Here is a 20901-nt window from a genome sequence, read left to right as displayed (position 1 = left end):
GCAATGTTCGGTAAAATCACCGCATTCGAATTGCGCTATCAATTGCGTAATCCGGTTTTCTGGGTTGCCGCTGTCATATTCTTCCTGATCACCTTTGGCGCGGCAACCAGCAGTGACATTCAGATCGGCAGCGGCGGGAATATCAACGCCAATAGCCCGCTCGCCATAATCCAGACGCACCTGGTTTTGACCGTGTTTTTCATGTTCGTCTCCACCGCATTTGTGGCGAATGTGATTGTGCGTGATGATGAGAGCGGTTTTGGGCCAATGGTCCGTTCAACGCAGGTCGGGAAATTCGACTATTTGCTTGGGCGATTTTTGGGCGCATTCTTAGCTGCAACCCTCGCATTTGCGACTGTCCCACTGGCGATCTGGCTCGGTTCACTCATGCCCTGGGTCGATCCAGAGACCCTCGGGCCGAACAAGCTATCATACTACGCCAGCGCCTATTTCGTGTTCGCATTGCCAGGCTTGTTCATGGTCTCCGCGCTGTTCTTCGCAGTCGCGACCATGACCCGGTCAATGATGTACACCTATGTCGCGGTTGTGGCGTTCCTGGTCCTTTGGACGGTTCTGATTTCAGCAGTCCAGGGCCGGCCTGATTTGCAAGATGTCGCGGCATTGTTTGAGCCCTTTGGTCTTGGTGCTCTTGCCAATGCGACCCGCTATTGGACTGCGGCGGAATCCAATGTTCTGGTACCCGCGTTAGAAGGCGGATTGCTGGCTAATCGTATCATCTGGATCGGCTTTGCATTGGTGATGCTGGGCCTTGCCTATTGGCGTTTCAGCTTCACAGAGAAAGGCGTCTCCAAGCGCAAACTGCGGAAGGAAGCCAAAAAGCAGGCGAAGCTTGCCAAGGTTGAGCCGCGTATTGTCGAAACTCTTCCAGCCTTGCGTCCAGAGAATAGCGCATGGGTGCGATTGATCACTCGGACCCGGTTCGAGGTGGCGCAGGTCATCAAACACCCGGCGTTTTTCGTTCTGATCCTCGTCGGTCTGTTCAATACATCGGGCGCTTTGCTCCTCGGCAACCAGCTGTATGGGACGCCGAGCCGACCGCTGACATTTACGGTCATTCCTATCCTGCAGGGCGGTTTCGGCATCATCCCGGTTATCATCGCCATCTACTATGCTGGCGAGTTGGTGTGGCGTGACCGCGACCGCAAAATGCATGAGCTGATTGATTCCACATCGGTCCCCGGGTGGAGTTACATGGTGCCAAAGACGATTGCTGTGGGCGTTGTCTTGTTCACCGCACTTCTGGCAAGTGTCGTGTCAGCCGTCCTGATCCAGTCCATTCGCGGGGCCACGCCAGAGATCGGCAAGTATCTCGATTGGTACCTGTTGCCCTTTTCTATCAACATGCTGATTACCGCAATCCTTGCCGTGTTTGTGCAGGCGCTTAGCCCGAATAAGTTCGTCGGTTGGGGCATCATGGTGATCTACATCGTAGCGCAGCTTGTACTGTCGAACCTGGGCTTTGAGCATCCGCTCTATCTCTACGGTTCGACGGGCGGAAACCCGGTTTCCGACATCAACGGGAACGCCGTTGGGGATGCTCTTGGGTGGGGGCTGAGGCTATATTGGGGCGCTTTCGCGCTGATCCTTGCTGTGCTCGCGCACTTGCTGTGGCGCCGCGGCGCGGACGCTGCGCTGAAGCCGCGCCTGAAGCGATTGCCCGAGGGCCTTAAATCGCCTGCAGGTGCCATGTTGGGCGTTGGCGTTCTGCTCGCTGCTGTTACTGGCGGTTATCTGTTCAACCAGATGAATCGGGTGGAGCAGTACCGGACTAGCGACGACAATGAAGCGACGCTTGCTGAATATGAGAAAAAGTACCTCCAGTACGAAACTCTGGTGCAGCCGGCCGTCACGCAAGTCAGCCTCGAGGTTGATCTCTTTCCTGAGGAGATACGGATGGAGGCGAGGGGACGTTATGCGATCCTCAATGACACCGACGAGGTGATTGAGCATCTGCATGTGCGCCTGCCAGATGCAGATGCCGAAATCCTGGGCATTGAGGTGGCGGGCGCTACGCTCGAGACCAATGATGAGAAGTTCAAGTACCGCATTTATCGGTTCGATGAGCCCTTGGCCCCTGGGGCGACCAGCGAACTGACTTTCGAGACTAGGCGTTGGCAACGCGGCATCCGTGCAAGCGGGAACGATACGCGCCTTGTGAAGAACGGCACCTTCCTGAACAATTCAGAATTCGCGCCGCAAATCGGTATGAACCGTTCGGGCCTGCTGCAAGATCGGGCGACGCGCCGTGAATATGATCTACCATCTGAGCTACGCCCTGCGCCGCTTGGAGACGAGGCGTCGAGGCAGGAGAACTATGTTGGCGCAGACTGGGTCACAGCTGACATCACGGTGACGACCGATGCTGGCCAAACGCCCATTGCGCCGGGTGTGCGCGTATCGGACGAGGTCGAAGGGGGCAGGCGTACCGCGCGCTTCGTTTCTGAAAGTCCAATCCTCTCGTTCTTCTCCATTCAGTCCGCCGACTACGAAATTGCGACGCGCAATGTCGATGGCGTAGAGCTGCAGGTCTATTACCACGAGACGCACGACACCAATGTTGAGCGCATGCTCAACGCCCTGGAGAAATCGCTCAAATACTACCGGGCAAATTTGGGACCATATCAGTTCCCGCATGCCCGCATCATTGAGTTTCCCGGCTACGCCAGCTTTGCGCAGGCTTTCGCTGGCACGATGCCCTATTCCGAAAGCATAGGCTTTGTTGCCGATTACGCTGATGAGGGTGACATCGATGCAGTGACTTATGTTGTCGCCCACGAGGTCGCCCACCAATATTGGGCGCACCAGATCATCAGCGCTAACCAACAAGGCGGGACGATCTTGGTCGAAACCATGGCGCAATATTCAGCCATGATGGTGATGAAGGAAATCTATGGGGAAGACCAAATGCGGCGCTTCCTCAAATTTGAGCTCGACAATTACCTCACCTCACGCGGCGGTGAAGCGATTGAAGAGCTGCCACTCGTCCAGGTTGAGGATCAGGGCTACATCCACTACCGCAAAGGCGCAGTCGTTATGTATCTGCTTCAGGACAGGCTTGGCGAAGACCGTGTCAATGTGATGCTTTCCGAGCTGCTTGATCGCTATCGCTTCAAGGGGCCTCCTTATGCGATCTCAACCGATCTGGTAGAGGGCTTTGAAAGCCTCGCCCGCAATGCTGAAGAGCGCCAGCTGGTTGAGGATCTGCTGCGCAAGATCACGCTGTATGATCTCAAGGTTGAAGAGGCAGAGAGCAGCGAATTGCCAGATGGTTCATGGGAAACAGTCATCACGGTAAGCGCGGCCAAATTCTATGCCGATGGAGAAGGTGCTGAGACAGAAGCGCCGCTAGCCGACCAGATCGAAGTGGGGGCGTTTACGGCCCGACCTGGCCTCGGGGCGTTCGATAAATCGAATGTCCTCTTGATGGAGCGACAGCCGGTAAAAAGCGGAGAGCAGCAAATTCGGATCGTTACCGACAAGCAACCGACATATGTCGGGATCGACCCCTACAACAAATATGTTGATCGCAATTCCGATGACAATCTGTTCGAGACTGGCTGAGGGAAAGCGTTCCATTGGGAGGGCTTTTCGGGCAAATGCTCATGCATACGCCCGCGAGCACATCGGCAATGCGTCATTGTGTGGCGACCATTTTTGGGTCGTGAGCTGAAGGTCTGCTTTCTAGCCGATCGACGTGTAAAGCGGCCATTCCGCAATCGGCCCAGTTCGAGCCATCGTTCAACGTCCGCTTTTGGGGGTGGAAGCGGACATGGGGGATATCAGGTTAACGGCAAGGGCATCTGATCAAATTTGCGGCATCTCGTGCATTCGATGATCATGCCAAAGCATGCTACGCAAGGATGATGTAGCAATGATCGGAGCGGTCTTATGTTGTTAGTAGAGTTGGTAGCGCTGTTTTTCTGCGGAACCTTTTTTGGAGCAGCAGTTTACATTTCAATCGCACAACATCCTGCCACCATGCGGGCTGGCATTCCGTTTGCTTCTGCATTCTTCCCTCCAATGTACGGACTGGCAGCGCCAATGCAGATAGTCGCGGCATTAGTCGGAACATTGGCCGCAGCGGTTATGTGGTTCTTTGAGGGGAGCATGGTTTGGTTGATCGGGGCTGGTCTTTTACTATTCGTCATTCCCTACACGGTGGTGGTCCTAAAACCCATAAACGACCAATTGCTTGATACTACCGCCAATCGAAGTGAGGAGGAAACCAAACGACTCCTGAACCTATGGAGTCCGCGTCATTGGGTTCGCAGTGTTGCCAGTGGACTCTCTTTTGCAACGATGTTGTGGGCCAGCATTTCAACTTAACAAGTTGAATTGATGGGGTAACAGCCTACAGACCAGTCAGAGTGAAACGCCACAGACCGTTCCTCAAGTTGGGCCTCATTTCAAGATTAGGCCGATTTGGGGATGAAAGCGGACGTTCAGGAGCCCAACTTGCGTCTCTCTTTATATTCTAGATGCGAGCGAAATCGGAACTGCTCTTAGCTTCCCTTTACCACAGGTATGCGTAGAGACCGATGAGGATAGCGATGGTGATGGTTGCCAGCGTGTTGAACAGCGCGCTGGTGGCGAAGGCGATGTCGCCCAGCTTCACAGTCTGCTCTTCATCAGGCGCCGCCGTCATGCGTGAGACGACAGCTGCTGCAACCAGGCCAACCAAGAACACGATCCAGATCCGCACCACAAATGGCAGATCGGGCAGCGCCGCGTTGACGATAATGTTGAGCGCAACCGATCCGATCAGCGCGGTAAAGGCGCCGGCTGCATTGGCACGCTTGTCAAAGAAGCCAAGCAGGAACACGATCACAATGCCCGGCGCGATATAGCCAGTGTATTCCTGAACCGTTTGGAACGCGCTTTCAAACCCGCCCAGGAACGGCTGAGCCAGAACCAGTGCCAGCGCCATAGCGGTAAAGGCAGCCACACGGCCGACAGTCACATAATGCCGCTCGCTCTCTTCCGGTTTGACGCTGCGATAGAGGTCCATTGTGAAGATCGTTGAGATCGAGTTCATCATCGAAGCCAGCGAGCTGACCACCGCCGCGATTAATGCCGCAAACACAAGACCGCGCAGGCCAGCAGGGGCAAAGCCCATCAGCTCGCCATAGGTGCGGTCTGAACGCTCTGCCAGAGCCGTGCCATCAAGCGCGCCTTGCTGAGCCAGAATAACCGCAGCAATCCCAGGGATCACAACGATAAACGGCACCACCAGTTTTAGGAACGCAGCAAAGGCCAAACCCTTTTGCGCCTCGCCCAGGTTTTCTGCGCCAAGCGCGCGCTGGATGATGTATTGGTTGAACCCCCAATAGCTGAAGTGCAGCACCCACAGCCCGCCCAGCAGCGTCCAGATACCCGGCAGATTGCTATAGGCAGGATGCTCAGGCTCCAGGATCATCTCAAAGTGGCCCGGCATCTCACCCATCAGATAACCCAGCCCGCCCAGCGCGCCATCCGCAGGCAGAGCGTCCAATGCAAACCATGTGATCGCAAAGCCGCCCAGGATCAGGATGACCACCTGGATGATGTCCGTCAGCGCCACGGCTTTAAGCCCGCCATAAAGCGAGTACAGCGCCGCAAAGGCCGCCAGTGCCGCCATGGAGGCAAGCACGCTCCACCCCGTCAGGCTTTCCACCGCAAGGCCGCCCAACCACAGCACCGTTGTAAGGTTCACCGCAGTGTACAGCGCGACCCAGAACACGCTCATCAGCGTCTTCACGCCGCCGCCATAGCGCTGCTCGAGGAATTGCGGCATCGTATAAATGCGCCGCTTCAAAAAGATCGGTAGGAAGTATTTTGCAACGATGATCAGGACCAGCGCCGCCTGCCATTCATAGGCCGCAATCGCCATGCCCACGGCAAAGCCCTGACCCGACTGGCCAATAATCTGTTCAGCTGAGATGTTCGATGCAATCAGCGAGGCACCGATTGCCCACCACGGCAAAGCCCGCCCGGCCAAAAAGTAATCCTCGGTGTTCTTATCCCGCCCCTTAGGCTCCCGGCTCACCGCCAAGGCTATCCCAAGCAACGCAACTGCATAACCAACAATGATCACTACATCGATCGTCTCAAGCGTCACAAACTCGTCTCCCTCAAAGCGCGTGTAAGGAGCGCTTTTCTATGCCTTAGACCGGCCGTTACCGATATATTGAGCACTCGATCTGTTCTGAACCGCGCTCTTCAAAAGTAACCGAATGGATCGAAATCTGTGCTCGCCCACTGCTCCGTAAAGCGAAGGGTGTCTTCACACGCCCCTTGTCGAGCCCAGCCTGCTCAAAGCACGTCAAAGGTACGCGAACGCTGGTCCATCCCCTGTCGATCGCCTGCCGCGCGATTTGAGTGATGTCCAGCACGCCGGAGCAGCCCTCTCCGCACCCCACAATCAACTCAAGTTCATCTGTCAGGACGGTTTCGACATTCCATTCAATCACCAGATCAAGCGAAGCTGATAGATCAGAAGCGCCAATGTCGAGCTCTCGATTGGCACGAAGACTATATTGTCCCTGGCCATTGCCGTCCCAAGTGATCTTTCGCGCATCTTCTTGCACCAAGTGATCAACGCCTTTGACGCTGATCGAGCCCGACAAGCTTTGCCCGGCGAGTGAAGTCAGCGGAATATTCGCATTCGAACTGTCGCCAAGAAAGACACTGAATCCAGACGCCGCGTCTCCGCGAGCAAAGATTGTCCCATCAAAGGCGCTACTCAAGTCAATTCCGGGATCCTCTGAGAGCTGCTCTAGCGCTTTTGTTGAGCCATAGCTCAGCCCATAGCCGAGGGTGAACAATGCGCCGTCTGCATCCTTCCCATTGATCGGCTTGCCATCTCCGAGAGCTGGCCAGGTGAAGGAGAGTGTGCCGTCAAAATCGTGACGGGCCGCGCCCTCAATACCCCCAACCAATACGTCCGCGACGCCGCCACCCTCTGTCCCGGGCAACCATGCCGCAACGAATGCATCCGAGGCATTGATATGGGCATTCACCCATAGTGGGCGGCCCGACAGAAACACTGCGACAACTGGTATGCCGCGTTCCTTGAACGATTTCAGCAATGCCAGATCAGCGCCTTCGCTTGTTTCATAGACAAGATCTGATCGGTCTCCTCGATATTCGGCATAGGGTTCTTCACCGAAGACCACGACCGCCACATCAGCATCGATCGAAGAGCCATTGCCGCTCACCAAAGTAGCCGTGCCGCCTATGGCTTCGAGCGCTTCGCTCAGCCCTGCAAAGATGCTCTGCGCGGCCAAAAACTCGTCATTCGTATTGCCAGTGCCCTGCCAATTGAGCGTCCATCCGCCGGTTTGTTGTTGGATGCTGTCGGCGCCGCTGCCGGTAACAATGACATTTTGCCCCGGTTGTAATGGCAGAACTGATCCATTGTTCTTGAGCAGCACCAATGATTTGCGAACCGCCTCACGGGCAATGGTGCGATGCTCATCTGCGCCCAATGCGGCGGGCGTGCTCGCAGCACGCTCTGACGGTTTGACCGCATCAAGCAAGCCAGCACGGATCTTCACCTTCAAAATGCGCAGCACAGCTTCATCAAGCCGGTCGATATCGAGCTCGCCCGATTTCGCAGCGGCCAGCAACTCGTCATAGAGCCCGCGCCAACTGTCTGGTGCCATATACATGTCGAGCCCGGCATCGAGCGCCGCGACACACTTGGTCGCTGTGCAGCCCGGAATTTCCGCGTGACCGTTCCAGTCGCCAATAACGAAGCCTTCAAAGCCCAGTTCGCCGCGCAGATGATCATCAAGCAGTTCCTGATAACCGTGCATCTTGCGGCCATTCACGCTGGAGAAGCTCGCCATGACAACTTGCACATCGGCGTCGATGGCGGGGCCATAACCGGCACCATGCAGCTCCAAAACGTCGGCAAGATCCCCCTGTGTATCGCCCTTGTCGATGCCGAGGCCCGTACCGCCATCACCGATGAAATGCTTGGCCGTGCCAATCACGTTTTCGCCCAGCAAGAAGCCATCTTCGCCTGATTTGCCTTGCAAACCCTCGACCATCGCTGCGGAATAGCGCGCGACAATCTCAGGGTTTTCAGAATAGCTTTCATATGTGCGACCCCAGCGGTCATCGCGGGCAACCGCCAAAGTCGGGGCGAAGGTCCAATCAATTCCCGTGGCGCGAATTTCGCGGGCCGTGACCTGCGCGATCCGTCCGATCAATTCGGGATCATTGGCCGCGCCAAGTCCGATGTTGTGCGGAAAGATCGTCGCGGATTGGAGGTTGTTATGACCATGCACTGCATCCGTGCCCCACAATAGCGGAATACCAACACCGCCATCGGACGTGTCAGTCGACGCCTCCCAATATTCATCAGCCAGTGCGATCCACTCTTCTGGGAGGGCGGTCTTCGCGCCGCCGGGGGCAGAATTGCCGCCGTTGAGCACTGAGCCAAGATTATATGTCGTCACATCTTGCGGAGTGACTGAGGCGATATCAGCCTGAATGATCTGGCCGACCTTTTCCTCCACGGTCATCCGCTCCAGCAATTGGAGTGCCCGCGTTTCCGCCGGATCCTGCGCCAGCGAGCATGAGGCCAGCAGCGCCAAAGAGGCAATTGCAATCAAAGAGCGGATCATTGCTCATCTCCAGCTTGGGTCGATGGTTGATAGACACGCACGTAATCGACCTCCATCCGGGCAGGAAAAATGTCGCTATCAAGGCCTTTCTGCCCGCCCCAATTGCCGCCCACCGCAAGGTTTACCAGCAGGTGCTGCGGCCTTGTGAACGGCCAGCGTTTCTTGTTCGAGCTTTCCTTTTTGAACAGCCATTTGGGTTGATCATTGACGCCAAACAGCAGGAAATCAGGCGTCCACAGAAGTTGGTATTTCTGCATTGCATCGCATGCCGCGGGCAGATCGTGCTTTGACGTCATCTGCGATCCGCGAGAGAAATTAAACGCTGTGGTATGGACGCTATGATGGATGGTGCCGGGTTCGAAGCCGACATGCTCCATAATATCAATCTCCCCGCCGGAGGGCCATTCAACATCGGGATCGGATGGCAAGGTCCAGATCGCAGGCCACGCACCCAAACCGCAGGGGATTTGGGCCCGGATTTCAAAGAAACCATAGGTCCAATCGCCTAAGCCTTTGGTCATGAGGCGAGCGGAACTGTAATCTTGGCCGCCCCAGTCTGGGAACTCGTCTTTGGTCAGTTCCTCGCGGTGAGCTTCAATGATCAGGTGACCGTTTTCCACCCGCGAATTCTTGAGGCGAGAGGCCGAGTAATATTGTCTTTCGTTATTGTACCAGCCGTCCGCATTGCGATAGACATCGTACTTCCATTTCGACGGATCAGGCAGGCCGGGCTGATCGAACTCATCCGACCACACCAATTCATAGCCGACTGGAACTTTCGTTTGGACAGTTTCGCCAGCGACTTTGGACATGGTCGATGCCGTATCCGTGACTACTTCCGGTGCGTTCGCAGCGTTATCTTGACCAATCGCAGAGCCGGCAATTCCAGCCAGCGAACCGGCCGCGAGAACACAAATACTGAGTGATTTCATCATAGCTCGCCAATCCTCTCCAACAACACAATCGGCGGGAATATCGGCGTGTGCCCTCGCACAGCGCCAATATTCCCTTAGCTGCTAGCGCCTAGAACTTGGCGCGGATGCGCGCACCATAGGTCCGCGGCCGGGTGAAGAACCGGGTGTTGTCGAACTGAGTGATCTGGATCGCCGCCTCGTGCACCGCATTGGTCACATTGTTGGCATAGGCCTCAAGTCGATATTTGCCTTCGTCATCGATCGTCCAACCCGCACCGATATCCATGGTGAAGTAGCCATCAATCCGATCCAGCAACCGACCATTGGTTACCTGCACTGGGTTCAGACCGTTTTCGTCAAATTGGTTGCTGTTGAAAATGGTATGGAACTGCGATGAGCGATACCCCATCGAGATCACGTAATCCAATTGCCCCGTTGGCAATTCAAACACTTGCGAAATCTTGCTGTTCAGCTGCCAACGCGGAGTGCGCGGCGGACGGAAACCCTCGATCTCGCGAAGTCCCGAGTTCACCGCATCCACATCAGGTTGGAAGCGGAAGTCTGGAATTGCGACAGAATCCAAGATTTCAGCTTCGAGCCACAGGGCGGAGAAATCTATCTTGATGTTATGTGGCAGATCAAATCCGCCATCTATCTGCGCACCATAGATCTCTGAGTCGGCTGCGTTGAAGGTGAATGACACGACCAGATCTGTGTTGGTGCCGTCAGGTGGTGCGATGATATCGCCGCCAAAGCTGTTGGTGAAATCAACCGCAGTCTGAACGCTCAGCAGGCCTGTGAAAACCTGGTCACTATAATCATTGTAGAAGAGGGAAGCATTCAGACGGACACCAACATCGCCGATGTCGAACTGGTTCTTGCTGCCGATTTCATAGAGAACAACATTTTCAGTATCGAACGTCGGAGCAGGTCCCAGATCACCGATATTGTCGTTGAAACCGCCCGATTTATGGCCGTTTGCGACCAAGGCATAGAGCAGGTTGTCTTCTGTGATGTCATATTCTGCACGTAGGCGCCAATCGACGAAGCTATCGTCAAAGTTACCTTGTTGTTGGAAGATCTGACCTTGGAACGGGACTGAGAACGTAAACTGAGTTGTCGCCGCGAAACCATCACAGGTTAGTCCGTCGCCTGAATTTGTATCCAGGCATGGGACGCCATTGGGAACATCATCAAAGTGCCCCTGGATCGGACCCGCGTCCAAAATAGCGCCGAGGTTGTCGCGCGCGCCAAACACAGCGATGCCATTACGGTGAAAGGCAAAGGTCTCCGCTTCAGAGATGATGCCATCACCATCTGTATCGGGATTGAAGATCGTGCGGCCGCGGCCAGCAAATTCGAACCCTTCCGTACCTACTCGTACCCCTAGGCAGCAGTTGAAGTTATCATCACCCAAGGCAATGCCATAGCGGGCAGCGACGCCGGAGCGTTCTTTGCTGTCGTCGGTATAGCGGATACCGCCAGTCACGCGGAATTGATCCGTCACCGAATAGGTCACATCGGCATAGGCACCATAGGATTCGGTATCGACATTGGTGTTAAACTCAATGCCTTGGAAAAACGGACTACGGTCTCCAGTTGAAGCCAAGAACGAGAATTGGTCCTCACGGATGAATTGTGCGCCCAAGCTCCAGATCAAAGGCCCTTCGTTGTTGAAGAGCCGCAACTCATGGAAGTGAGAGCGCGAGATCTGTGATCGATTGAAAGCGTGAGAAATTGTCGAGCGATTCCGCCAATATAATCGCTGGGTCCACACCCGGCGCACTGCCATCAAGCGGGATGCCTGCAAGCCGGTCAAGCACACCCGGAAAATTGGGGGTCAGCGGCGTGGTCGCGGTGTAATCATAATCAATGTCCCGGTAGCTACCGGTGTATTCAATGTTAAAGCCATCGCCCTCATATTGAATATGGGCGCGAATGCCCCAGTGCTGGGTGTCCAAGATTGGAGTGATTCCGCGCGCAATTACATCGCGCGGATCGCCAATGCCGATTTCGTCCAAAGACACTTCGCGATTTTCGATTTCTGATAGCTCTTCAGCGACGCCAAGCGGCAGTGCGAAGTTGGAACCGGTATAGCCTGTGCCGCCTTCGTCGATGTATTCGCCCGCGAGCAAAATTGAGAAGCGATCGGTTGGCTCCCAATATATCTGAGCGCGGCCAGCGAAGTTCTCTTCTGCCTCCGCCACGTCAATGCCCTGAACAGGCCCGACGTTGTTGTAATAGGAATCGTGCTCCAGATAGAGCCCAGAGAAACGAACCGCTACATCGTCACCGATCGGCACATTGAGTGTGCCGCGTAGAGAGAGGTGATCGAAGTTCCCATACTCCGCTTCGATTGAACCATCGAGTGAGCCGAGTCCGGGACGGATAGTGATTGCATTGATAGAGCCAGCGGTGGCGTTGCGCCCCCGCAACGTGCCCTGTGGTCCAACGTTCACCTCAACACGCTGAATATCGTGAAAGGCAGAGCCGATGCCGCGCGGCCGCGGAATGTTCACACCATCGAAGTGAAACGCTGCGGCGGGATCGCCCAGCTCGGTGTTGTTGGTGCTACCGATGCCGCGAATGAAGACTTCGATATTGCCTTGGTTGTTGGCGATCGAAAGCCCGGGAATGCTCTCTTGCAGGTCGGTGACGTTCTGCACGCCGATGGCTCGCAGATCTTCGCCGCTAATAGCAAATGCAGTTCCGGCGAAATCCTGCAGTGATTGCTCGCGCCGATCGGCGGTAACAATGATTGAGTTGTCGGAACTCGTATCTTCGGCCTCAGCCGCTGGCTCGGCTTCGCCCTGTGTGGTTTGCTCTTGAGCCAAAGCCGGCTGTGCCAGCGCAACACCCGCGACACCTGCCAATAGAATTGTACGACGTAGAATCATCCTGCCTCTCCCCTTGCATTCGCTTGTCACGAATTGCGTATGAGTCATGCATAGAATGAAAATGTGATCGTTCACAACTAAAAAATGTGATCGTTCACATTTTACTGGTTTTGTGTGACAATTTTGGTAGGGTGCGCAGCGAATTATGGTGGCTGGGATGGTCCACCCATGTCTTAGGGGGAAGAAATTGGCGAGCGAATCGCGAACAAAGTCCCCAACAATCCGGGATGTGGCAGCGGCGGCTGGCGTCTCGCACCAGACCGTCTCGCGCGTCATCAACAAATCTCCGAATGTAAAAGTGGCCTTGAGAGAGAAGGTCCAAACCGCAATTGACCAACTCGGCTACGTTCCAAACATCGCCGCGCGCAGAATGGGGGGCAATCGATCCTACTTGATTCTCGCGATCAATGACCGGGCGCGGACACTGGATAACTGGGGTGTCGGGCGCGGAAATGACTGGGTCGATCAAATGCTGTTTGGCGGCATGATGGAATGCGAGAAGAACGGCTTTCGCCTCATCTTCGACTTGGTCGACACAGAAAATCCTGCTGCTGCAAAGCAGTTGGCCGGCGCGCTGTCGTCGCTTCGCCCGGATGGTGTCATCTTAACGCCCCCGCATAGCGAAAATCAGGACTTGGCCGATCTGCTGATGGCAAACGGGACGCCTTTTGCGCGGATCGGTTCCTCAAACAAAACCGACGGCATCAATATCGTGATGGATGACATGGCGGCGGCTCAAGCGGCAACACAATGCTTGGTTGGCTTGGGACATCGCAAAGTTGCGTTCATCGCGGGCAGCTCAGACTATCTTGCGTCTTCTTCGCGGTTGAAGGGTTATCGTGAAGCAATGGCCGAGGCCAATTCGCCGATTGATCCAGATTGGGAGCAGCCAGGTGACTTCAGCTTTGCTTCTGGCGAACTGGCGGCAAAGAACCTCTTCGCGTCAGAAAATAGGCCCACTGCGATCCTGGCCAGCAATGATGAGATGGCATTCGCTGTCCTGCATCAGGCCGACGAATTTGGTATTCGCGTGCCCGAAGACCTCTCGGTGATCAGCTTCGATGATACACCGGGCGTCCGTTTTAGCGTGCCGCCGCTTACCGCAATTCGGCAGCCTATTGCAGCTATGGCTCGCCGCGCCGCAAGTGAGCTGATCGAGCAGAAAATTGACAGTCAAGAAGGGGCTGAAATCACTCTTCCATTTGAGCTCATCATTCGCAGGACGACCGGACCTGCTCCGGAATGACGGCAAGCGACGAGCCATCAAAACTGGGCCTATTCGTAGCTGGCTATGCTGCGGCAAACGCTGGTGCAACCATCGCATTTGTGCCGCTCTTGGTTCTTATTCTGCCGCTCAAGGCGGAGGAGATTGCGCCAGACGACAAGTTGTTATTGCTCAGCTTCACGTTGCTCGCAGGGGCAATAACCGCAAGCCTTGCCAATATCGCAGCAGGATGGGTCAGCGACAGGCTATTTGAGCGACGCGGCAGCCGGATTGTACAGATCACTGCCAGTCTCGGCGCGATCCTCATATCCTACCTGGTCTTCGCCAATGCCAATTCATGGACGGCGCTCATCTTTTCGATTGTGCTGTTCCAGCTGAGTTTGAACTTTCTCTTTTCACCGCTGGGCGCGCTTATCGCTGACAAAGTCCCGCATCATGCGAAGGGGCGCATAGCCGCCTTGGTCAATATGGGGTTGCCGATTGGTACTTTTGCCGTCGCTATTTTGACCAGACCACTGTTTGAAACCAATGATCAGCGGCTTTTGGCGATCGCAATCATCATCTTTATCCTGATCATGCCATTGCTCATTCTAGCCAGAGCACAGCCGAACCTCTCGCATGCAGAACCGCAAGACCTGCTGCTAGCAAGAACGGATAGCCCTCCCGGGAATGACCTTGTCTGGGCTTGGATTGCACGATTTTGCATCCAAGTGTCCGGCGCGGTGATCTTTGGTTATCTGATCTACTACCTACAAGATGTGGTCAGATACGAGGCCAAGTTTCCGGCCAGTTCTGCGGAGCAAGCCATGGGCATCATGACCTCTGGCGCGGCCCCGGTAGCAATTCTCACTGCTTTGCTGATCGGCTATTTCTCTGATCGATTGCGCGCCCGCAAGGCGTTCCTACTCAGTGCGGCGTGTGCCATCGCAATTGCTCTGGCTAGCATGGTTTTGTTGCCGGTATGGAACGTGGTCTTGGCCGCCTATATCGCGTTCATTGCCGGACTTACGGCGTTCCTTACGATCGACACCGCAATCGTGACGCAATTGCTGGCTAGCTCCAAATCACGGGCCAGAACATTGGGCATCATGAACCTCACGAACACGCTGCCAGCTATCATCGCTCCAAGCCTCGCGATCATTCTTAGTTCCAGTGAATTGTCTCAATCTGAGCTTACGCCGCTTATGCAAATTTCCGCGGGACTTGCTGTGATTGCAGTCTTCAGCGCCAGCCGCATCCGTTCGATCAGGTAAGCCAGCTCAAGATTGAAACGGATCGGTGCCAAGGATGAGGGTCGACATCGAGATGTTTCGGGATTGGCTTGGAAGTAGAAATCGGCCTTTCAGCCTTGGTTGGTCCGAACCAGCCAGTCCGCTACCGGCCCAGTTCGAGCCTCCTCTCAGCAACCGAAGTTGGAGGTGTAAGTGGACGCTCCAACGTCATCAGCCGTACCTCTTTCGCTGAGCTTAACGATAACAAAGCGTCATTTTCATTTGGGAATCTAAAAAATTGACCTTACTCTGCCAAAATGTTCAGCCCAAAAATCACTAGAATTTTGGCTATTACAACCGCCCTATTGATGATCGCGGCTGTGGTACTGTGGGCTGGTTACCGATGGGGGCAGCATGATGGCGCGAGACAGTCTGGAAAGGTAGTCTTCAACCAAAACCTGCGAGAAATGGTGGAAAATTCGCGCTCCGAGCATACTAAGGGGCGATTTGGTTATGACTGGCTAGACTGCCAGGTTCGCAATTTTTCGGAGGACGACTTAGTCGCAAAGCGGCGCGTGTGTGAAACTTGGAGTGCGCAGGGCGTTACATCCTCGCTCATTAGCCTGCGTTTCGAAGGGGGGCAGGTTCCAATTGTCGAAACCCGGCTTATGGATGTCCCCGACGAGGGACGTTTTGTCATCGATATCCCGGGCGGCCCTGGTGATGAGCCATTCGCGGTCGACCCTGCGATCACCTATGAGTTCATCCAGAATGCAAGAGAAAATCAACTCGAAGACCTCTTGTATGGAGAGATGGCGAAGTCTCCCTACTACAGTTTGATGGAACGAGGCTTCACAATTGTATCGGTCGGCTATTGGGGCATGAATTTGCGGACTTTCAATGCCCCCGACGAGATGGGACTCGCGATTGAAGATGTTCAAAACGCCATAGACTATTATCGTGATCAAGCCATTGTCGAACCGCCTTTGCTGACGACCAGCCTTGGGAACCATCTGGCTTATGGTGCGCTAGGCGCAGAAAGATTAAGAGGCGCAGACATCCTCGCTCTGGTGCCCGTCATGGATGGTCTTCAACACCACATTCGAAATTCTGCTTCAATCGCGCAAGAAAAGTTGGCTGAGGCTGAGGCCCAAGGAGGTTTCTGGGGTCAATATGTGCACTTCAATATATATTCAGGTTCCCCGGCGGAGGCCGAGTTCGACCACTCAATCATGCTCCCAATGCATGAGTTTGTGCCTAAATACGTCGGAGAGCGCGATTATCCTTGGAAGGACATATCGCTAAGCTCTTCACCTTGCTCGAGAACTGTTCTCGGTTCCGATGACCCACGGACAAGCGATTATCTGGCCAAGACCAAGGAGCTACCGGGCCGCGTCGAGGTTCTCCAATCTGGCCACCATGTCGCCACAGATGCTCCAGATCGGACCCGCGCAATATTTGCAGAATTCGCAGATTGCCTCATCGAGAACTCCAAATTTCCGCCTCGATTAGCTCGATTGCGTAGCAAAAATTGATCATTTTTCGCTATTGACCCACCGAATGCTGAACGTCCGCAATTGGGTCGAAAGCGGAATGTCCGCTTTTCGATCTTAGCCAGCAAAGAGCCTTACGGTCCCAATTGTGAACGCCAAGCGAGTTGAGCGGATCTCGCTTCGTGAAGGTCTCAAGGTGCTGCAGAAGCAACCTATAGGTCACATCATAGCAGACTAACCCTCAAACCCACTGGCTTGCTCCGCCCAAGCTAGCGGCAGCTGTTTCGCTAGCAATTTTTCTGCTGTGAGTGCTGCTGGCTGCCTGCCTCCCGCTATCGCTTCAACGAGATGAGGAGCTAGGCAAGAGATACCGACCAATTTGGTGAGCCTAGTTCGGCACCGCCCTTGCTGCTTGGCAAGCGCATTCATTGAAAGCGATGGATTGGCGAGCACAAGGTCCCTTATGCAGACACCCAGCACTTGGCCTAAGCCAGCACGATCAAGGGTGAGTCTGATCTCGCCCTCGTCCAACTTTACGGTGTTAAGCAAGCTATGCAGCAATCGGACTTTGTCGGTGGGCTTATCGCTGCGCAGTTGAGAGGCCGTCAGTTTAGCTTGGTTCCGGAGCTCTCTAAGCACGCCTGCATCACTGATCTGACGGCCCAAACAATCGAGCAAGAATCCATCATGACTGAGCTTTGCGGCTAGCTCTCTGCAGATCAATTGCTCAAGATCATTTGCTGAAACACGGCATGCCTGGCGGCCGCCGCACCTATCAGGCCGGGTTACATAATAGCGATAACGCTTTGCCTTTCGGCTTTTGCCAGAATGGCTGGGCGTCATCGGCCTTCCATATTGGTCTTCGAGGAGGCCGGTGAGCAAACTTGGCTGGTCAGCAATGCGTCGCTTTGAAGCACCGGCTGTGTGCTTTGCCCTAGTTGCTTGAACCTTATTCCAAAGCTCTTCGCCGACGATCGCGCTATGCTCGCCCTTAAAGCTTTCTCCTTTGTGCACGATCATCCCGCGATAGATAGGGTTTGAAAGCAGATGGTACAGCGTGCCGCGAGCGGAGCGTAGCGGATGCCGCCGCGATGCGGCCCGCTCGCACGATGTTGGACCTTGGTGCGATATCCCTCGCGCGCTAGTTCTTCGATCAAAGCTGGGACGGTGCCCAGCTTAACGTAGCGCTCCACGATATGGCGCACCTGCTCCTGACCCATTCTGTCTCTTTCGAGTGTCTGCATTTGAGTCGACGGCTAACTAGCTGCTTTTGGATCGCGGAGTGGTAGACCTGACAGACCGATTTGGGATTTGCACTTCAGTTCGAAACTCGCCCACTTTGGGAGGTGAAAGCGGACGCATACTTGAATGAAATCGCTCAGGAATTGAACGAATTGATCCAGAGCATCTACCTTTAGCCATCCCTCCCTGCTGTCAGATGTATGACGGAGAAAATCACAGACATAATGATCACTGTGATCCAACGCGTTGTTGGTTCGGTGTCAGAATGCCAGAGAATGTAATTGTCGATAACAACAACAGCAATCAGGATCGCGCAGGACATCAACGCTGTGCGCCATACGGCTTTCATCCATATCATCGCCCGGATCATCCTAAATGGTGAAGGCTGACCGTTTTCGCCTTCTCCCTCCTTCACGATCCGAGCGTGATCGGCAGCGAGCAGTTCTATTGGTTGATCGTCAGACTGATCCGTCATGGCCTCTCTCCCCTTCCATATGGATACGCAATTTACGCCGTGCGCGTCTCAAATATGTCTTCATGGAACCGAGCGGCACGGACATAGTTTCCGCTGTATCCTTGTTCGAAAAACCAACAGCGTCACATAAGAGAATAGCCGATCTCTCTTCAGCACTTAATTGCGCCAGCCCTTTCTCCAAATCTATCGCAGTGTCCTGAGACAAAGGGTTGCTGTTGGGATATTCAGTGAGCAGATCGTTTCTAAGCCGTTCTTGATATCGTTGGCTGCGTTGGTGCTGAAGAAACTCAGTGTATCCGATCCTGAATAACCAGGTTTTAAAGCTCGCTTCCGCTCGGAATTGCGGCAATTTGTCAAATGCCTTTAGGAACGTCGCCTGCGTCAGATCTTCAGCATCGGCCTGATGGCCGGCAAGGCGGAGGAGAAAGGCCTGCAGCACCGGACAATGTCTGCGAAACAATTCGGTGTAGGCGCCTTTGTCTTGAAGCGTCGCGGCCAACACCACCAGCTTAGCGTCAGCTAGATCTCTCACCGTCTTGCCCTAACCTTCGCCTTTGCTCCCGCGCTTGTTGATAAAGAAATGGAACAGCAGGTGGATCGACCCAATAGTTACCGGGAAGGCTGAAAGACCGAGCAAAGCAAACCTATACTCTGGGTCCATCATCCACATGGCAGCAACCGCGCAAGCGATGCCAAGGCCGAGAAGCAAGACCCCCCGCCTCAGGTCAGAAAGCGGGTCTTTTGGCGGTTGAACGATCAGCCGGATTTGATCGACATTTATGTCTGACTGCGTTTCCAAAAGCTTCAAAACGATAGCCTTGTTATGCCTGCTCTTAAGATATTGAAAAAGCCATGACGCGAGTAGCGTGATCACAACTCCCGTCACAAAGAGGTTTGGCAGAACCGCCTCAATTTCCCTCCACCCCATTGATCCCGTTCCTCTCTAGCAAGCGTTGGCTTCAAGCTTAGATGCACAGCTTCAACATTTGGATGTCCCACCCAAAAATTTTTCTAATTTTCAAAAAGCCACATCCAATAACCCTCTTGGCGCATCTAACCTCCGACTGATTTTAGAGGGAGATCACAATGCGAAAGGCCTTCACTTACACTTGCATAGGTCTGGCTTGTACATTCGATGCGGCCAACCTCCATGCTCAACCGGCACAGCCATGGGAGGAAGCCGTTAGCCGCATTGAGCGGCAGGTTCCCGCATGGCTCAGTGCCAATGACGTGCCCAGCGCGTCCATCGCGTTGATCCATGATAGTGAGATTGCGTGGGCTGGCACGTTTGGCGAGCAAGCGCCTGGACAGCCAGCCACAAATCAGACGATTTACAATATTGCATCGCTCACAAAGCCCATCACGGCTGAGGTCTTCTTGAGGCTTGCGCAAGATGGAGACTTCCAGCTTGATGAGCCTTTATCACTATTCTGGACGGACCCGGCAGTTGTACAGGATGCACGACATCATTGGCTGACGCCTCGCCTAGCGTTGTCGCACCAAACGGGTTTTCCAAACTGGCGGCATGAGCAGCCCAACCAGACTTTCAGCATTCGATGGGACCCAGGAACACAATTCGGATATTCCGGAGAAGGTTACCGCTATGCGGCCAGAGCGGCGGAAAATAAACTCGGACAGGCTTTCGACATGTTGGCTGTGGAGCGCGTGTTCAACGCGTTGGATTTGCGTGATCTATCCTATATTTATCAAGATGAGTTCGAAGGGCGATTGGCCGCCCCCAAAGGCCCTCAAAGCGAATATGGCGCGGCGCCGAGGCATTCTGAATGGAATGCAGCGGGTGATGTCCTTGCGACATCCTCTGCATATGCGCGATTTATGCTGGCGGTCATGCGGAATCAGGGCCTGACCCACCAATTCGCATCAAAGCGTTATGTGATTGATCATCCAGGCGAGGAAAGTGTTTGCGATTACGCTTATCAAAACTGCCTTGTCGAAACTCAATCGGGATATGCGCTAGGCTGGGGTATATTGGCGTACCAGGACGAGACCATCATCATGCATCGCGGCGGGGACTGGGGCGTTCGCTCACTGGCCTATTTTGTCCCCGAGAAAGAGTTTGGCCTCGTCGTTCTGACCAACGGATCAAATGGCGAGGTCGTCATCCGCAACGTCGTCGAAGAGTTCCACGCAAACGATCACTGGCTCGACATCTTGCACAAGTGAACGGTCGAGTCATGCTGATTAAATCAACCATCAAAGCAGTGCTTTGTGCAGTATTGGCAAGCTGCACAACGCCATTGGACAACGCGCATCAGAGAGCGCCGAATGGCGATGAGCGGGAGCTTTACGACATCGTCTTGCAGCTTGACGCCGTCCTTTTTGAGCAAGGCTTCAACCAGTGCAACATGGAGCGGATCAGGGATGTCACCGCCGCAGACTTTGAATTCTATCACGATCTTGCGGGCACAAATGGTTCAAAGGCGAGCTTTGTCGACAGCCTGGACAGGTCCGTATGCGACAATGACTATCGCGCTCACCGTCGGCTTTTGCCTCACACGATGGTTGTTTTCCCGATGTACAATGGTGACCGATTGTATGGAGCGATCCAAACGGCGACGCATGAATTTTACGCGATCCACCCAGATGGCCGGGAAGAACTGACCGACATTGCGCGGCTGTTTACCCTTTGGATCAAAACCAAAAATGGCTGGCGAATGCAGCGTTCCTTCAGCTACGATCACGTCTCTTATTAATGAACTCCCTAGGCAGACGGTCTCATGCAACTGACGGATAGCTATGCCACATCCCTGTTCCTGAACGCTGTTCTCATCGTAGGTCTCTGCATCTGTT

General features: G+C 54.5%; 17 protein-coding genes. 7 read left to right on the top strand and 10 right to left on the bottom strand.

Annotated elements, in window-relative coordinates:
- Window positions 1–3: 3 nt before the first annotated feature.
- Together AC0V6O_RS13265 and AC0V6O_RS13260 are read left to right on the top strand one after the other, a co-directional pair.
- Window positions 4–3582 (top strand): ABC transporter permease/M1 family aminopeptidase, encoded by a 3579-nt coding sequence (locus tag AC0V6O_RS13265; protein WP_486144706.1) that lies wholly within the window; start codon window positions 4–6, stop codon window positions 3580–3582.
- 327 nt (window positions 3583–3909) lie between these two features.
- Window positions 3910–4347, top strand: a complete 438-nt coding sequence (locus AC0V6O_RS13260; protein ID WP_486144704.1) for an anthrone oxygenase family protein — start codon at window positions 3910–3912, stop codon at window positions 4345–4347.
- 187 nt (window positions 4348–4534) lie between these two features.
- On the opposite strand, the gene AC0V6O_RS13255 is transcribed toward AC0V6O_RS13260, so the two are convergent.
- From AC0V6O_RS13255 to AC0V6O_RS13235, 5 genes are all read right to left on the bottom strand, one after another.
- Entirely contained in the window at window positions 4535–6118 is a 1584-nt protein-coding gene (locus AC0V6O_RS13255) for a sodium:solute symporter family transporter (RefSeq protein ID WP_486141803.1), read from the bottom strand.
- A 58-nt stretch (window positions 6119–6176) separates the two neighbouring features.
- On the bottom strand, window positions 6177–8633 hold the full coding sequence (locus AC0V6O_RS13250; RefSeq protein ID WP_486144702.1) for a glycoside hydrolase family 3 protein: 2457 nt from the start codon (window positions 8631–8633) through the stop codon (window positions 6177–6179).
- Window positions 8630–9568 (bottom strand): glycoside hydrolase family 16 protein, encoded by a 939-nt coding sequence (locus AC0V6O_RS13245; RefSeq protein ID WP_486144700.1) that lies wholly within the window; start codon window positions 9566–9568, stop codon window positions 8630–8632. The genes AC0V6O_RS13250 and AC0V6O_RS13245 overlap by 4 nt, the downstream gene beginning before the upstream one ends.
- Window positions 9569–9656: 88 nt before the next feature.
- The gene (locus AC0V6O_RS13240; protein WP_486144698.1) at window positions 9657–11234 is read right to left on the bottom strand and encodes a TonB-dependent receptor domain-containing protein; all 1578 of its coding nucleotides are present in this window, start codon (window positions 11232–11234) and stop codon (window positions 9657–9659) included.
- A gap of 1 nt (window position 11235) precedes the next feature.
- Window positions 11236–12444 carry a TonB-dependent receptor plug domain-containing protein gene (locus tag AC0V6O_RS13235; RefSeq protein WP_486144696.1) on the bottom strand — a complete coding sequence of 403 codons (1209 nt, stop codon included), beginning with the start codon at window positions 12442–12444 and terminating at the stop codon, window positions 11236–11238.
- A gap of 229 nt (window positions 12445–12673) precedes the next feature.
- Here AC0V6O_RS13235 and AC0V6O_RS13230 point away from each other — a divergent pair, with 229 nt between their 5' ends.
- The 3 genes from AC0V6O_RS13230 to AC0V6O_RS13220 all read left to right on the top strand — a co-directional run bounded on the left by AC0V6O_RS13230 (window position 12674) and on the right by AC0V6O_RS13220 (window position 16415).
- Window positions 12674–13690: a LacI family DNA-binding transcriptional regulator gene (locus AC0V6O_RS13230; protein WP_486144694.1), complete on the top strand. Its 1017-nt coding sequence runs from the start codon at window positions 12674–12676 to the stop codon at window positions 13688–13690.
- The gene (locus tag AC0V6O_RS13225; protein ID WP_486144692.1) at window positions 13687–14922 is read left to right on the top strand and encodes an MFS transporter; all 1236 of its coding nucleotides are present in this window, start codon (window positions 13687–13689) and stop codon (window positions 14920–14922) included. The genes AC0V6O_RS13230 and AC0V6O_RS13225 overlap by 4 nt, the downstream gene beginning before the upstream one ends.
- A gap of 302 nt (window positions 14923–15224) precedes the next feature.
- Window positions 15225–16415: a hypothetical protein gene (locus AC0V6O_RS13220; protein WP_486144690.1), complete on the top strand. Its 1191-nt coding sequence runs from the start codon at window positions 15225–15227 to the stop codon at window positions 16413–16415.
- A gap of 192 nt (window positions 16416–16607) precedes the next feature.
- Here AC0V6O_RS13220 and AC0V6O_RS13215 read toward each other — a convergent pair whose 3' ends face one another.
- The 5 genes from AC0V6O_RS13215 to AC0V6O_RS13195 all read right to left on the bottom strand — a co-directional run bounded on the left by AC0V6O_RS13215 (window position 16608) and on the right by AC0V6O_RS13195 (window position 19018).
- Window positions 16608–17393: a hypothetical protein gene (locus AC0V6O_RS13215; RefSeq protein ID WP_486144689.1), complete on the bottom strand. Its 786-nt coding sequence runs from the start codon at window positions 17391–17393 to the stop codon at window positions 16608–16610.
- A complete protein-coding gene (locus AC0V6O_RS13210; protein ID WP_486144687.1) occupies window positions 17390–17617 on the bottom strand; it encodes a hypothetical protein in 228 nt (75 codons plus the stop codon). Before AC0V6O_RS13210 ends, AC0V6O_RS13215 begins: the two co-directional genes overlap by 4 nt.
- Before the next feature lie 170 nt (window positions 17618–17787).
- Window positions 17788–18090: a hypothetical protein gene (locus AC0V6O_RS13205; RefSeq protein WP_486144685.1), complete on the bottom strand. Its 303-nt coding sequence runs from the start codon at window positions 18088–18090 to the stop codon at window positions 17788–17790.
- Window positions 18074–18589, bottom strand: coding sequence for an RNA polymerase sigma factor (locus AC0V6O_RS13200; protein WP_486144683.1), 516 nt, complete (start codon window positions 18587–18589; stop codon window positions 18074–18076). The genes AC0V6O_RS13205 and AC0V6O_RS13200 overlap by 17 nt, the downstream gene beginning before the upstream one ends.
- Before the next feature lie 42 nt (window positions 18590–18631).
- On the bottom strand, window positions 18632–19018 hold the full coding sequence (locus tag AC0V6O_RS13195) for a hypothetical protein (RefSeq protein WP_486144681.1): 387 nt from the start codon (window positions 19016–19018) through the stop codon (window positions 18632–18634).
- A gap of 158 nt (window positions 19019–19176) precedes the next feature.
- Between AC0V6O_RS13195 and AC0V6O_RS13190 the strand changes: the two genes are divergently transcribed.
- Both AC0V6O_RS13190 and AC0V6O_RS13185 read left to right on the top strand, forming a co-directional pair.
- On the top strand, window positions 19177–20274 hold the full coding sequence (locus tag AC0V6O_RS13190; protein ID WP_486144679.1) for a serine hydrolase domain-containing protein: 1098 nt from the start codon (window positions 19177–19179) through the stop codon (window positions 20272–20274).
- Window positions 20275–20285: 11 nt separating this feature from the next.
- Window positions 20286–20804: a hypothetical protein gene (locus tag AC0V6O_RS13185; RefSeq protein ID WP_486144677.1), complete on the top strand. Its 519-nt coding sequence runs from the start codon at window positions 20286–20288 to the stop codon at window positions 20802–20804.
- Window positions 20805–20901: the final 97 nt, after the last annotated feature.

Source organism: Erythrobacter sp. JB2-19, from assembly GCF_057365005.1.
Note: the sequence above shows the minus strand (reverse complement) of the source record. Positions and strands in the feature narration are given on the sequence as shown.

What these genes read in the sequence shown, in the direction of transcription:
- AC0V6O_RS13265 (WP_486144706.1), top strand. Translation starts at nt 4, where the DNA reads ATGTTCGGTAAAATCACCGCATTCGAATTGCGCTATCAATTGCGTAAT.
- AC0V6O_RS13260 (WP_486144704.1), top strand. Translation starts at nt 3,910, where the DNA reads ATGTTGTTAGTAGAGTTGGTAGCGCTGTTTTTCTGCGGAACCTTTTTT.
- AC0V6O_RS13250 (WP_486144702.1), bottom strand. Translation starts at nt 8,633, where the DNA reads ATGATCCGCTCTTTGATTGCAATTGCCTCTTTGGCGCTGCTGGCCTCA.
- AC0V6O_RS13245 (WP_486144700.1), bottom strand. Translation starts at nt 9,568, where the DNA reads ATGATGAAATCACTCAGTATTTGTGTTCTCGCGGCCGGTTCGCTGGCT.
- AC0V6O_RS13235 (WP_486144696.1), bottom strand. Translation starts at nt 12,444, where the DNA reads ATGATTCTACGTCGTACAATTCTATTGGCAGGTGTCGCGGGTGTTGCG.
- AC0V6O_RS13225 (WP_486144692.1), top strand. Translation starts at nt 13,687, where the DNA reads ATGACGGCAAGCGACGAGCCATCAAAACTGGGCCTATTCGTAGCTGGC.
- AC0V6O_RS13215 (WP_486144689.1), bottom strand. Translation starts at nt 17,393, where the DNA reads ATGATCGTGCACAAAGGAGAAAGCTTTAAGGGCGAGCATAGCGCGATC.
- AC0V6O_RS13210 (WP_486144687.1), bottom strand. Translation starts at nt 17,617, where the DNA reads ATGCAGACACTCGAAAGAGACAGAATGGGTCAGGAGCAGGTGCGCCAT.
- AC0V6O_RS13205 (WP_486144685.1), bottom strand. Translation starts at nt 18,090, where the DNA reads ATGACGGATCAGTCTGACGATCAACCAATAGAACTGCTCGCTGCCGAT.
- AC0V6O_RS13195 (WP_486144681.1), bottom strand. Translation starts at nt 19,018, where the DNA reads ATGGGGTGGAGGGAAATTGAGGCGGTTCTGCCAAACCTCTTTGTGACG.
- AC0V6O_RS13190 (WP_486144679.1), top strand. Translation starts at nt 19,177, where the DNA reads ATGCGAAAGGCCTTCACTTACACTTGCATAGGTCTGGCTTGTACATTC.
- AC0V6O_RS13185 (WP_486144677.1), top strand. Translation starts at nt 20,286, where the DNA reads ATGCTGATTAAATCAACCATCAAAGCAGTGCTTTGTGCAGTATTGGCA.